Source organism: Streptomyces mauvecolor, assembly GCF_039532965.1.
Taxonomy (GTDB): domain Bacteria; phylum Actinomycetota; class Actinomycetes; order Streptomycetales; family Streptomycetaceae; genus Streptomyces; species Streptomyces violascens.
Genome location: NZ_BAAASQ010000081.1, coordinates 1 through 11,429 on the forward strand (window position 1 = coordinate 1; position 11,429 = coordinate 11,429).

Consider the following 11,429-nt stretch of genomic DNA (forward strand, 5'->3'; position numbering starts at 1 on the left):
TCCGCCGGCATCACCAAACCGCCATGGATCGCAGTGAAACAGCACCAAACGCTCAGTAAGAGTCCGTCAGGCTGCCGCCGGGGCGGCACCGGCCTGCATCTCCTCAAGCACGGTCTCGGGCACGGGCCTGCCGAGCGGCACCTCGACCATGCGCACCGCGGCGCCTTCGGCCTTGAGTTCTTTCTCCCGGTCCTCGGCCGCGGCCGGCGAATAGGACACCGCCGACGACCACACTCTGCCGCTCGGCTCGCGCCACACCAGCTTGTAGTTCTTCATCCGGACCCCGTTCCTCACGTTCCCGTCCGCCACCACAGGCGAACACGTGATCCATCGTGGCATCCGGCACTGACACACAGTTCCGGGGCGCTGCTGCGACTTTTCTTGATACCTGGCACTTGGTCTCGACGATTGGCACCAAGGTCGCGGGCGCGCCTGTCCCGTCGCGTTCTGGGTGGCAGGTTCGCAGGCTTTCGCCTTCACGATGGCCGTTCGCAACGGTCCGTCCGTGGCGAGATCGTCTGTCAAGCTGCTTCGATGCTCGAATATCGCCTCTGGCTTGCCGCGGTCCCGAAACCCATACCTGAAACCGAAGCTCGTACCTACTGGAACCTGAAGGACCTCCCCACCCCAACCCTCGACGCAGCGTTGAAGCATGCCGACTACGTCTACGTCGGCTCCTGGCAGGACAGCCATCTGGCGGAAGTGCCGCAGTCCGGCCGCTGCCCTGCCGTACGGATCTTCGATTGGCTGTTCTACCGAGGAACCATCAACTGCTACCAGGCACCGGTTTTGGATGCCCGGCTGCGGGACGAACTGATTGATCTCTACCAGCCCCGGCCGGGCGATCTGCCTGCGGAGTGCGCAGATGCGGATGAGGTCGCCGCGTTCCTCACCGCGCACCTTGGTTGGGGCCTGCTGACCGAGGAACCACCACCGACCACGGCACCGTCTCCAGGGGACACGCACGGCCTTGCCGATGAGTAGGACGGCTGAGCTGGCCTTCTGAATCTCGGCGGATTTCCGTGGAAGCCACGTGATTTGAGAACATCGAGGGGCATTGTTCGCGAACGCCATGGCACCCCGGCAGGTCAGCAGTTCGCTCTCTGCCAGATGCACCGCGACAGAACAGCGCCCAGGTGTGAAGAGTTGAGAGGATCGTGTCAGCAGGGAAAATGTCAGGGAGCTCGGGTGTCTGGTCAGACAGTGAAGATCGCATCACGCTGCGAGTGCGGCAGCTTGGCGGTCAGGCAGGTGAACCAGTTCGTCCTTGATGACGAGTTGTGGTGGGATTCCGAGTTCTTTTGCGAGACCTGCGGCACCTATCTGTGTGAACACGCTGGTCCGGGGTCGGCTCCTGACGATGTCAGGCAGGCACTGTTCGCGGCGCATGGATCCGTGAGGCTGCGGCTGACCGGTCCGGCGCCCAGTCTTGTCCCGCTTTTGAAGGTCTTTCGGGAGATCTCGGCGGCATCGTTGCCGCAGGCCCGTGACCTGGCCGGGGAGCTGAGCCGCGATGGTCTGGTAGGGACGCTGTCGGAGATGGAGTTCCTGAAGGCCAGACTGCACCGGCGTGGGGTTCGCGTCGACATCTCTCGGTAGGTGTAGCAGAAATGACGGCGAAGTCAGCTGTGGATCCGACGGCGCCACCAGGGAAGCTCCGCTGGCGCGAAGGGGTGCGATGCAGCGGTGCTGATCTTCGAAGCCGGTGTCAACCGGACCAAAAAGCAGGCGACGGTGTCAACAAAGAACGTCCTCCTGGTGCCGAGTAGAGCGACCAGACTGACCAGAGCACCCCAGGTCAGTCCATCACCGTGGTGTCACCTGACTCGAAAAGTCGCAGCTGCCCGGAACGACGGGAGGGCTCGCGGACTGCCTGACCGTGCTCGGTCCGGGCGCGGATCCTGTGCCCGGATCCACGGTGCGCTGGTCTGGTGCACCGCCGCCCCGGTCCCCTTCACGGCCTGCAAGCAGCCGACAGGACCGGGCCTTCCGAAAAGTCGCAGGTCGCAGCTATCGAATGGGGGCCGCGCATGAGCCATGCTCACTCCGGCCGAGCTGCTCAACTCCCCTTGCGCAGCTAACTGCTGACCCATTCATAGTGCTCCCGGACTCGGGCGAACGTGTCTGTCCGAACCCTGGCCCGCGACACCGGTCGCACTGCCACCAGGCTCCACTCACCGGCGTGCTCGCGCACGCCCTGTCCCGAAGGACCGCCGTGACCACCCATCCCATGCCCGTCGCCCCGATCACTCCCGCCCAGCCCCCGGCCCCCGGCCCGGTACCCGCGAGCTGGCCGGCTTCCCGGTGGAGGACCGCGGCGCTTGCATCCGGCGCCGTCGCCTACCTGCTGCTCATCGCGATGGTCGTGACGTTCTGGATCCAGTACCCGCCGGTCCGCGGGCCGCTGCAGGTGGCCGGCGGGATGCTCATCATTCCCATCACGGCCGTGCCCGCCTGGATCGGCGCAGTGCGCCGCCGATGACCTGCCCCACCCCGTTCTACTTCTCGACGTAGGTCTGCGGTGCCCTCACCAGGGCACCGCGATTGAGGCGGACGCAAAGGGTGCCCCGCGCGACGCCGGCCGACGTCCTACGTGTCGCCGACCGGGCCGCCGCCCAAGTCCCTGGGGATACGGGGAAGGATGCCGCTGACCGCCGCGCGGCGCGGGTGCAGTGCCCGGTCCAGCAGGTCGAACCAGTCCGTCGCCGCAAGGAACGGCTTGTCGGCCAGGTGCACGTTCCACTCCAGCAAGCCCGTCCAGGAGCGGACCCGCTCGACCGCGATGGTGTAGGCGAACACCGGCCCCGTGCCGCAGGCGTGGTGACGGACCGCCCACTTCACCGTGCGTGCCCCGGGCGTCAGATGGAACAGCGCATGCGGGTCCACGCCGGCCTTCGCCCGCCAGGCGCGCAGCGCCCGGTCGGCCTTCGCGGTGTCTACCTCGAGCACGCCGTCGCCGTCCGCTACCTCGCCCAGGCAGACGTCGCACACGGCCACCAGGTCGTCGATCATGCGAGCGCCCCGTTCTCTGCTGCTGCCGGGACCCTACCCCGCTGCGAACCGGCACATCGGCGCCGGAAAGGGTGAACTGCCCCTGCACGACGCCGAGACCGCGAACGCAGCCCCGAAGTGCCGAAAGGGACAAGTTTCACGGGGAGGACAGCGGCAGAAGGGCGGCTCAGGAGGCGGACGGCTCGATCTCCCCCGCAAAGACGATGACCTGGTCGATGAGGCTCCGCCGCAGATGGACGACGTCCGTTCCCGCCAGGCGGGGGCCTCCATCCGGCGTGGTGAAGACCCACTGGTACCGGGCCCACTCGTCAGGCATGTCCACCGCTGAGCAGCGCACCATCGTGCCGGTCCCCGCCGGGTGGCGCCGGATGTCCAGCACGAACTGCTCGACCGCCGCGATTCCTTCGCTGCGACCCAACGGCCCCCAGAAGACCACGTCCGAGGTCAGAGCCTGGGAGAGCAGGGCAGTCACATAGCTGTCGTCCGAGGCGTTGAACGCGGAGATGAACGTGTCGATCGCGGAACGTGCCGTCTCTTCCTGCATGCCCCAGTAATACCAGCCGTGCAACATACCGCCCGAGCGGGGTCGGAGTGTTCAGCATGGTCTTCAGCACCCGCACCAACGCCCACCTCCAACTCGCCACCCCACCCCACCTCCGCGGCCGGATCCTGAGCCTGTACCTCGCGGGATTCGTCGGCGGCACCTCCGTCGGCTGCCCCATCATCGGCTGGATCACCGACCTCCACGGCCCCCGGACCGGACTCCTCACCAGCGGCAGCATCTGCGTCCTCACCGCCGCGGCCACAGCACTCACCACAGCCGCCCGCCACCCCTTGCCCCGCCTACGCCAACACGACCCCTGAACCCCACCGGGTGGAGCAGCTCGGTAGCTCGCTGGGCTCATAACCCAGACGTCGCAGGCTCAAATCCTGTCCCCGCCACTGCACAAGAAGGCCCGAAGCCGCCAAGCTCCGGGCCTCCTCGACGTTGCCGAACTGACGGCAGCCTGAGTTGAGGGGTTCAGTCCTCGTCGGGCTGCATGAACATGAGGACGGGGGTGCCGTCATCCTCCAGGACAATCTCCACAGCCAACCGCACGGTGATCGCCAACTCCGCAGACAAAGCCAAACCCCGAACCGATCACCACAATCCGAAACGATCACTGAACCCGTACGCCAGGACTTCTCCAGCTACCACACCCCACAAAGCCCCAGCCCAGAGACACCCCACACCACCGTCACAAACCCTGAAACGATCACTAGATCCCCACGTCACCCACCCAGTAGTCACCAACGGATATGCCACACACCGGAGGCAGGGGCCCAGGCGTCTCCTTCGCATCGTAGGCCGGACTGCGGCGAGGCAACCGTGGAATCCGGCCGATGGACCACCGCCGCAAGCCGTCTTCGGTCAGCACGGCACAAGCAGCTGCATCATCGGACTCACAACCACCACCGCAACAGCCGACAGTGCTCCTGCCGTCGACCTCTCCACCGTCGCCGGATATGTCATCCAGGCCGTCGCCGCACTCGGAGGCCTCAAGTGACGATCAAAGCCGCCAACAGTCACCGCGCGTGGGTCTCGGCTTCGCTCCGGCATGCACTGCCGACGGGGACCGTTGCGGAAGATGTGGCCGTGGGGCCGCCCGGGTCGTGGGCGGTCCCGGTCGCTTGGACGGACCGCCGCTGCAGGCAGCGGCCAGCAGGACGGCCGGTCTCCGTCGTGGGCGGCATCAACGACGCAACGGCGAAGGCCAGCACATCGTCTCTGGATCGATGTACTGGCCGCTTCGCGATCTACCGGTGGACGTATGTGGAGTCGGAGGGGTTGAAGGCGCCGCACTCCTCACCGTCGGCCAGCCATACCCAGGAGCTGTCCACCTGGACGTACACCCAGTTCGGTCCACCAGACGTGATCAGCCGATGCCCATGCCAAGTGCTAGTGGGGGGGAAGAAATTTCCGCCCCACTTCTGGTGGGAGGTGCCGTAGTTGTCAACCACCTTGACGGCCCAGTTGTAGGAGATGGATGGGAGCTTTGAGGTGTACCCCGTGTCGAGGTTGGCTTGGTCGCCGCTGCCGGTTGCGGCAACCGTTACGTATGCGCTGCCGCAGTCTCCATTAGTGGTGTTCTGGGGCGTCATCTCGCCTTTGGTGTCCTCCTTGAAGGTGTGCCAGATGCCCTGGGAGTCCTTGGAGAACGAGTAGCCGTGGGCGCGGGCGATCTCTGGGTTGAACCCGATCTGCCGCATCGGTTTGGAGATGGTGTGCTTAACCGAGGCCGGGGCAGGTGCCGGGGCGGCGTTCGCGGCCGGGGCGATGATCGTGGCGGCGGCGCAGACGGAGGCCGCCAGCGCCAGCGACTTAGTGAGCATGCGTGCGCTCATGTTCTGGGACGTTCCCTTCAGCAGGCGTGGGGTCCAGGTCAGATCGTGACAATGCCGGACTCGATGTCGTCGTACCAGGTGCCGTTGTGCCGGTAGCCGATGGAGACCAGGTAGTCCTGTCCCCCTTGGACCGTGAGCGGCGCATTGAACGCGCTTTTGTCACTGTGCACTTCGGGATCCGTCTCCTGGAGAACCTGGTACAAGGACCGCGTCCCGTTGCTGTTGGAGACGACGCGGAACAAGGTCAGCCGGATCTGGTAGTCGAAGTTGACGCCGGGTTGCGGTTCGACGAACCCGGTCATGCCGACGACCCTGGCGGTGAACCGGTTCGAGCCTCTCCTGACGAAGCAGGCGTCGAGCTTGAGGTGATTTCCGTCGACGACTCCATTGGTCTGCGGGTAGGAACTGCCTCCCCGGCAGATGTAGTCCTGGTAGTCGGCGTGCGCCGGCACGGTGGCCAGCGCGGAGAGCACTGCAGCGGCGACGGCGGTCACCCCAGCGGTGAAGACGCGTTTCACAGGCGTTCCTTTGGGAGCAGGGACTTGCTGACGCGGGGCTAGTTCCACCAGAAGACGCGGCTCTGGACGTTGTCGAGGACCTGACCAGCCTTGACGTTGGTGCCAGGCACATCGTGCGGCAGCCGGTAGCTCAGCGTCAGGTTGTAGTAGTGCCCCTTGGGGGGCGGGGACGAGACGAGTCCATTGAAGGTGTGGGGGCCACACTGCGACCCCTGCGGGTCCCACCTGTCGTAGCCGTAGAGGGGGAGCGTTTGCCCGTTGTAGACCTCGTTGACCTGGAGATGGGTCTCGGGACAGAGGTTGCCCCGGTCGTTCAGGATCGCCCCCTGCAACATCCAGGCACCGTCGCCTCTGACCGTGATGCACGGCATTGACTCGACCCCCAGCCAGTCCATGACGCTGGAATTGCGGCAGTAGTCGCCAGTCGGCGTGGCAGCGTGCGCCACGCCTGGAATCCCCGCCACAGCCGCGAGCGTCATCACCCCGGCTGCCGCCACCGACTTGATCTTGGATTTCATGAGACCCCTCTTCTGTCTTGGTCTGCAAGGGCGGGCGAAGAGCCCAACCTGGTGCGTACGCATCGTTTCGGTTCCGCACGGGCGCGGGTAGCTTTCGTCATGTACGCGCAAAAGCGCTGATGAGGGTGTCAAGTGCATAGGGGGTCGGCCTTGATACGAATTCACCTCGGGTCCGAGGGGTTAGGCAGCGTCAGGGTCTGCGCCCTCCCGGACTTCGACGCCGAGCTGACAGCAGCTGGGATGGGCCATGCCAGCGGCGGGCGGCCCAACGACCCGCTGGTGCAGCTCTACTCGCGCAGCACCGCGCCGGATCTCGCTGATGGCGTCAGCCATCTGTACCTCTCCCACTTGTTCGCCCGACGCTGTCCCACGCCGTTCACCAAAGCCCTCGCCGAGGGAGACGATCGGGCCCACAGCGTCTTAGCCAAGGCCATCGACCACCTGCGCAGCTCCGCCGTCGAGCCACACCACTCGGGCATCCGAGCGGCGGTCGCAACCCGGGCGGTCGGCCTGTCGCACCTCTACGCCAGCAGCGGAGCCTCGGCGATGCTGCATCAGCTCGGACACGGAATCAGACTCCGCCGCGGCGTCTTGGAGGTGCCGACGGCCTTCGATGCCGACCTTGAACTTGGTGAGCGCTCGCTTCAGATCCAGGCGGTAGCCCTCAGCCGACGGGTGACCCTCGCCGAGCCCGCCGTCGATCACCTGACCGTCCGGATCCCCGCTGGTGCTGCTCCACGAACCGCACCCGGCCAAATGTCGGCGCTTCGGACCCTGTTGGGCGCCGGCAGAGCGGAAGCACTTGAGGCGGTCGTCATGTCCGGAGGAGTCACCGGACGGCAATTGGCATCGTTGCTGGGCGTGTCGAACGCCGCAGCCAGTCGCCACGCCGCAGTGCTACGGCATGCCGGGCTTATTCGGAGCGTGCGCATGGGGCAATCCGTCGAGCATGTCGCGACACCCCTGGGCTACCACCTGACGCAGCCTGAAGCGACGGGGCGGCACCCATAGTGGCTTCGTTGGTGAGAACGGAACGGAGAGCGAATGTCGATGGGGACTGGCATCGGTTCTTGATCGAGATGTCCAGAAATGTTGATGAGAACTGGGATCAGGCAAGATTTCCGTGAGGACGATCACCGGGATTCCGGCTTCGTGACGTAGCGTCATCTGGGACCGTGGTGTCGTGTGATGAGCTCGTCGGTGTGCTGTTCCCGTACCTCAGCCCGGTGCTGGTGGAGCGAGTGTTCCTCGCAGACGGGACAATCCACATCGAGGCCAGAACCCGCGATCACGTCGTGTCTTGTCCGGACTGCAGGATGGTGTCCCGCAGGGTGCACAGCACCTACGAACGCCGCCTGGCCGACGGCCCCGTCGGGGGCCGGCCGGTGCTGATCAGGCTTACCGTGCGCCGTTTGTACTGCGAGAACGCACAGTGCCCGCGTCGGACCTAGTGAACCAGTCTCCGCTCATAGCATCGCGGTGACGGCGACTTGGCCGAAGGCGTACTCGCTATCCACGTGGCGGGGGCAGATGGTGACGGTCGGCGACGCGGAGCCAATGACGGGCAGCCAGCCGTCGCGATACGCAGCGCAAGTCGAGGTCGGCTGCAGTGCCGGCGGGATTTGAACCCGCGGACGGATGGGGGCAAGTCCGCCCCGTCTCCGTCAATCGCCGTGGGAGGGACCTCCCCCACGTCGATCGCAATGGTCCGCTCTGCCACGGCACCGCAACCTGCGGGACTGCGCGCCGTCCCGCTCCGACCCACGTTAGAGACACCGTTCACCGCAGGCGAATTCTTATCCGTGGCATCGGCGCCGCTGTCACGGGTGCGCGGAAGTTGTGCCAGGGCCCCGGTCTTCCGTACAGATACGAAGGAGCCCGACACACACGTGGGGAGCAGGGCGAGCAACACTCGAACGAGGTGCCCAATTGCCGCCAGGGGCACGCCGATCAGTGCCGCGTCGTAGGCTCGGCGCCGTGGCAGACATCACGAACTCCCAGGGCTTCGCAGCCCTGCTCGCGCAGACCGAGGCCGAGTTGCACACTCGCGACCTGGACGTCGTGCCCGTCGCGGTGCGCAACGTGCTCGCCCACGCGGTCGACACCGTCGCCGAGGGCATGGACATCCAGCCGCGCTCTGCTCTGCGCTACATCGACCCCGCGGTCATCGCCGACCAGATCGCCGAGGCCGGTGCAGAGTCCACCGAGGGCGCCGAACAGGCTCACGGTATCCGTCCCGAGCGGATGGACGACCGTACGGTGCCCACCGAACGCGGCGTCACCGGCCGCCCCCTGATGGCCCTGACCCAGGCCGCCAAGTACGCCACCAGCAACGGCGATACGCGCACCGCGCAGCACGCCATCGACCTGATCTGCGAGATCGGCGCCGCCATCGCCGACCCGGACCCCGCCATCGCCCCCATCCCGGCCGGTGTGCTCGACGAGACGGTGCAGGTCCTGGAACGCGTCGCGCAGAAGATCGAGGGCGGGTGGAGCGTCTGCCCGTGCGGAGAGGACCACGGCCAACTGCGCGTGGACGCCGCAGTACCCGCCGTCATGCGCCAAGACGCCGGCCTCGTGCGCACCCTGCGGGCCGGCATCGACCGCTGACGGTCTGCACGCCCGGCCCCCCTGGCCAGAGACCGGGGTCTGGGACTTGCAGCGAAATCAGCCGCTGTCCAGGCGGGTTGTCAGACCCCACTCGTACGCTGTCCCGCTACCACGGCTGAGGTCGGGAGGGGTTCATGGCACGACAGCTGACAGACGATCAGCGGCTTGCGCTGATCAACAAGTGGAAGACCCCGCCGGGGGCTTCCGAGCAGGACCGGCTGGAACGGGCCGAGCGCATGGTCAAGGACGCGATCAACCAGCACGAGGCGTTCCAGGGGCCCGAAATCACCGTCGAAGCGAAGGGCTCCTACCCGAACAAGACCAATGTCCGCGGCGACAGTGATGTGGACATCATGGTGAAGCTCAACGACCCGTTTCACACTGATGGCATGGCAGCGTGGTATTTCGGCCAACCGAACCAGTTCACAGGTCCATGGACAGCGGCAACTCTCCGCAAAGAGGTACATACCGCCCTTGCTGCCTATTTCGGGTCGGTGGACGCAGACCACAATCTCGCCTTCTACGTCCCTGAGGTCATCGGCAGCCGTCCCAGCATCGACGTGGTGCCGTGCTTCAAATGGGTGCAGTACGACTCCACGGCGCCCGGAGGCGCATACGTGGGGAGCGTCGTCTACGGACGCGACGGCACGCGGGTCATCAACTGGCCCGAGCTCCAGCTGGCCAACGGCCGGGCGAAGAACACCAACACCAAGTACCGGTACAAGTTCGTGGTGCGGGTCCTGAAGAACGTGGAGAACGACCTCGCGGCCGAAGGCGTGATCAAGCCCCTGCCGTCGTATTTCTCCGAGTGCCTGATCTACAACGTTCGGGACGACATCTTCCTCTCCGGCGGCCTGGACGACGCGGTCCGCGCATGCCTGGTGGAGGTGCACCGGCAGGTCTCCTCCTTCTGGAGCCTCCTGTGCATGCGGGAGCCGAACCAGAGGAAGAAGCTCTTTGGTGATGGCCAGAAGTGGAACGCATTCCATGCCCGCGAGCTGATCGAGGGTGCCTGGCGCTACCTCGGCTACGGAGGCTGACCATGAGTACGGCCACCACTCTGCGCACCGGCGCCACCATCGCCGCCACCCTCTACACAGCCGTCCTGGTCCTCTTGGGCCTGTATCCCACACAGTTTCGCTACCTGCTCGCCTACATCCCGGCCGCCATCGGCTACGGCGTGGTCGTCTTCGACAAGTGGGCATGGCACTGGCCCGCCATCCACCGCCTCACCGCGCGCCCCTGGGTCACCGGTACCTGGCGCGTAATCCTCTCGCCGAGCCCGGAAAGCCACATACCCGAAGGGGGCAACAAAGGGCCGATCACCGGTTACATGACGATCGAGCAGACCTTCTGGGGCTTGCACGCCACCCTCCGCACCAAGGAGAGCACCTCCTCACGGTCGAGCAACGCCACGCTCACCGCCCCGGAGAACTCCGGGACCTTCGAGATCGGGTTCCTGTACGACAACAAGCCCCGCATGGAGCACCAGCCCCGCAGCCCCCGGCACGAAGGAGCCTGCCGAATATCGGTCACGGGCCTCACCCCCCTGACCGCCACCGGGCACTACTACACCAGCCGATTTACCGCCGGTGACATGGACTTCACCCTGCTCGACCGCTCCACCCACCACTCCACCTTCGCCGAAGCACAAGCCACCGATCCCGAGGCCACTCCCAGCTGACCTCATACGCGGGAACTGCAGCCTCGTACAGACGCCAAGCGCGTTCGCAGGGCGGCCGTTGGCCGCCGCGGTGGCACCCGTACCGGCTTCATCGCAGCCGTGGTGGCCCTGTAGATACCCTTCCCGTCCCACGCCGCGCTACCAGCGCGCAGGGCGTTTGGGATCGGCACGAACGGATGGCCAGGGCGCTGGTGGTGGTCGCCCTCAGTCAGCGGTGGTTGGGGCTCAGCAGCGTGGCGGCCTCTGTGATGAAGGCGGCGGATGCCCCTTTGGTCGCATGCCGCCGGGCGTCCAGTTCGGTCCGGTCTATAGCCTTGAGCAGCGCGTACGCGGCATCTGCGGCCTGCGGGGCGGGGCCGGCCAGTTCGGGGACCAGGACCTGAAGGCGGATGTGGGGCGCGGTGATGGCGGTCCGGGTGTCGTGGGACCTCGTCTGGGCCTCCAGCTGGTGCTCGGCGTCTGCCTCGGCCAGGTCCAGACGCTGCCGATGGAACATCGCCGAGCGGTGCGCGTCCAGGGCGGCCGCGAAGTCGGTGACGGCACCGAGCTGGTCCTGGCGGTGGCTGTCGGCGCGCTCCTCGGCGCGTGCGGTGCGTGCGGAGCGGTGCTGGAGGAGTCCGGCGGTCAGTGCGCCGGCGAGGGTAGGACTCCGTTAGGTCTTCCGGGTGGGCCTGTTCGGGAGCATGTTGGGTGTGTGGACGC

16 protein-coding genes and 2 tRNA genes are annotated in these 11,429 nt (G+C 66.3%); 10 read left to right on the plus strand and 8 right to left on the minus strand.

The window, feature by feature from the left end; genetic code table 11:
- Window positions 1–66 precede the first annotated feature (66 nt).
- Window positions 67–276: a hypothetical protein gene (locus tag ABD346_RS38475; protein ID WP_344380968.1), complete on the minus strand. Its 210-nt coding sequence runs from the start codon at window positions 274–276 to the stop codon at window positions 67–69.
- A gap of 258 nt (window positions 277–534) precedes the next feature.
- Between ABD346_RS38475 and ABD346_RS38480 the strand changes: the two genes are divergently transcribed.
- From ABD346_RS38480 to ABD346_RS38490, 3 genes are all read left to right on the plus strand, one after another.
- A complete protein-coding gene (locus tag ABD346_RS38480; RefSeq protein WP_344380969.1) occupies window positions 535–984 on the plus strand; it encodes a hypothetical protein in 450 nt (149 codons plus the stop codon).
- Between the two features lie 204 nt (window positions 985–1,188).
- Window positions 1,189–1,599, plus strand: a complete 411-nt coding sequence (locus ABD346_RS38485; protein WP_344380970.1) for a hypothetical protein — start codon at window positions 1,189–1,191, stop codon at window positions 1,597–1,599.
- 616 nt (window positions 1,600–2,215) lie between these two features.
- The gene (locus tag ABD346_RS38490; RefSeq protein WP_344380971.1) at window positions 2,216–2,482 is read left to right on the plus strand and encodes a hypothetical protein; all 267 of its coding nucleotides are present in this window, start codon (window positions 2,216–2,218) and stop codon (window positions 2,480–2,482) included.
- Window positions 2,483–2,589: 107 nt separating this feature from the next.
- Here ABD346_RS38490 and ABD346_RS38495 read toward each other — a convergent pair whose 3' ends face one another.
- Window positions 2,590–3,012 carry a hypothetical protein gene (locus ABD346_RS38495; RefSeq protein ID WP_344380972.1) on the minus strand — a complete coding sequence of 141 codons (423 nt, stop codon included), beginning with the start codon at window positions 3,010–3,012 and terminating at the stop codon, window positions 2,590–2,592.
- Between the two features lie 166 nt (window positions 3,013–3,178).
- Window positions 3,179–3,556, minus strand: coding sequence for a nuclear transport factor 2 family protein (locus tag ABD346_RS38500; protein ID WP_274346434.1), 378 nt, complete (start codon window positions 3,554–3,556; stop codon window positions 3,179–3,181).
- Window positions 3,557–3,612: 56 nt separating this feature from the next.
- Here ABD346_RS38500 and ABD346_RS38505 point away from each other — a divergent pair, with 56 nt between their 5' ends.
- The gene (locus tag ABD346_RS38505) at window positions 3,613–3,876 is read left to right on the plus strand and encodes a hypothetical protein (protein WP_344380973.1); all 264 of its coding nucleotides are present in this window, start codon (window positions 3,613–3,615) and stop codon (window positions 3,874–3,876) included.
- Window positions 3,877–3,883: 7 nt separating this feature from the next.
- A tRNA-Met gene (locus tag ABD346_RS38510) sits at window positions 3,884–3,954 on the plus strand.
- A gap of 855 nt (window positions 3,955–4,809) precedes the next feature.
- On the opposite strand, the gene ABD346_RS38515 is transcribed toward ABD346_RS38510, so the two are convergent.
- The 3 genes from ABD346_RS38515 to ABD346_RS38525 are packed head-to-tail and all read right to left on the minus strand — an operon-like array spanning window position 4,810 to window position 6,433.
- Window positions 4,810–5,397: a hypothetical protein gene (locus ABD346_RS38515; protein WP_344380974.1), complete on the minus strand. Its 588-nt coding sequence runs from the start codon at window positions 5,395–5,397 to the stop codon at window positions 4,810–4,812.
- 38 nt (window positions 5,398–5,435) lie between these two features.
- Window positions 5,436–5,915, minus strand: a complete 480-nt coding sequence (locus ABD346_RS38520) for a hypothetical protein (protein WP_344380975.1) — start codon at window positions 5,913–5,915, stop codon at window positions 5,436–5,438.
- 38 nt (window positions 5,916–5,953) lie between these two features.
- Window positions 5,954–6,433 carry a hypothetical protein gene (locus tag ABD346_RS38525; protein ID WP_344380976.1) on the minus strand — a complete coding sequence of 160 codons (480 nt, stop codon included), beginning with the start codon at window positions 6,431–6,433 and terminating at the stop codon, window positions 5,954–5,956.
- A gap of 240 nt (window positions 6,434–6,673) precedes the next feature.
- Between ABD346_RS38525 and ABD346_RS38530 the strand changes: the two genes are divergently transcribed.
- Window positions 6,674–7,444: an ArsR/SmtB family transcription factor gene (locus ABD346_RS38530; RefSeq protein WP_344380977.1), complete on the plus strand. Its 771-nt coding sequence runs from the start codon at window positions 6,674–6,676 to the stop codon at window positions 7,442–7,444.
- Window positions 7,445–7,728: 284 nt separating this feature from the next.
- On the plus strand, window positions 7,729–7,884 hold the full coding sequence (locus ABD346_RS38760; protein ID WP_381226566.1) for a transposase family protein: 156 nt from the start codon (window positions 7,729–7,731) through the stop codon (window positions 7,882–7,884).
- Between the two features lie 156 nt (window positions 7,885–8,040).
- Here ABD346_RS38760 and ABD346_RS38535 read toward each other — a convergent pair.
- Window positions 8,041–8,159: transfer RNA gene (locus ABD346_RS38535), tRNA-Gly, on the minus strand.
- 251 nt (window positions 8,160–8,410) lie between these two features.
- Between ABD346_RS38535 and ABD346_RS38540 the strand changes: the two genes are divergently transcribed.
- From ABD346_RS38540 to ABD346_RS38550, 3 genes are all read left to right on the plus strand, one after another.
- Window positions 8,411–9,043 (plus strand): hypothetical protein, encoded by a 633-nt coding sequence (locus ABD346_RS38540; protein WP_344380978.1) that lies wholly within the window; start codon window positions 8,411–8,413, stop codon window positions 9,041–9,043.
- A gap of 134 nt (window positions 9,044–9,177) precedes the next feature.
- Window positions 9,178–10,083, plus strand: a complete 906-nt coding sequence (locus ABD346_RS38545; RefSeq protein WP_344380979.1) for a nucleotidyltransferase domain-containing protein — start codon at window positions 9,178–9,180, stop codon at window positions 10,081–10,083.
- 2 nt (window positions 10,084–10,085) lie between these two features.
- Window positions 10,086–10,727: a Cap15 family cyclic dinucleotide receptor domain-containing protein gene (locus tag ABD346_RS38550; RefSeq protein ID WP_344380980.1), complete on the plus strand. Its 642-nt coding sequence runs from the start codon at window positions 10,086–10,088 to the stop codon at window positions 10,725–10,727.
- 208 nt (window positions 10,728–10,935) lie between these two features.
- On the opposite strand, the gene ABD346_RS38555 is transcribed toward ABD346_RS38550, so the two are convergent.
- Window positions 10,936–11,223, minus strand: coding sequence for a hypothetical protein (locus ABD346_RS38555; protein ID WP_344380981.1), 288 nt, complete (start codon window positions 11,221–11,223; stop codon window positions 10,936–10,938).
- Between the last annotated feature and the right edge of the window lie 206 nt (window positions 11,224–11,429).

Excerpts from the sequence above, each read along its gene's own strand:
- ABD346_RS38480 (WP_344380969.1), top strand. The coding sequence starts at position 535 with ATGCTCGAATATCGCCTCTGGCTTGCCGCGGTCCCGAAACCCATACCT.
- ABD346_RS38495 (WP_344380972.1), bottom strand. The coding sequence starts at position 3,012 with ATGATCGACGACCTGGTGGCCGTGTGCGACGTCTGCCTGGGCGAGGTA.
- ABD346_RS38550 (WP_344380980.1), top strand. The coding sequence starts at position 10,086 with ATGAGTACGGCCACCACTCTGCGCACCGGCGCCACCATCGCCGCCACC.
- ABD346_RS38525 (WP_344380976.1), bottom strand. The coding sequence starts at position 6,433 with ATGAAATCCAAGATCAAGTCGGTGGCGGCAGCCGGGGTGATGACGCTC.
- ABD346_RS38545 (WP_344380979.1), top strand. The coding sequence starts at position 9,178 with ATGGCACGACAGCTGACAGACGATCAGCGGCTTGCGCTGATCAACAAG.
- ABD346_RS38500 (WP_274346434.1), bottom strand. The coding sequence starts at position 3,556 with ATGCAGGAAGAGACGGCACGTTCCGCGATCGACACGTTCATCTCCGCG.
- ABD346_RS38505 (WP_344380973.1), top strand. The coding sequence starts at position 3,613 with ATGGTCTTCAGCACCCGCACCAACGCCCACCTCCAACTCGCCACCCCA.
- ABD346_RS38515 (WP_344380974.1), bottom strand. The coding sequence starts at position 5,397 with ATGAGCGCACGCATGCTCACTAAGTCGCTGGCGCTGGCGGCCTCCGTC.
- ABD346_RS38475 (WP_344380968.1), bottom strand. The coding sequence starts at position 276 with ATGAAGAACTACAAGCTGGTGTGGCGCGAGCCGAGCGGCAGAGTGTGG.
- ABD346_RS38555 (WP_344380981.1), bottom strand. The coding sequence starts at position 11,223 with ATGTTCCATCGGCAGCGTCTGGACCTGGCCGAGGCAGACGCCGAGCAC.
- ABD346_RS38530 (WP_344380977.1), top strand. The coding sequence starts at position 6,674 with ATGGGCCATGCCAGCGGCGGGCGGCCCAACGACCCGCTGGTGCAGCTC.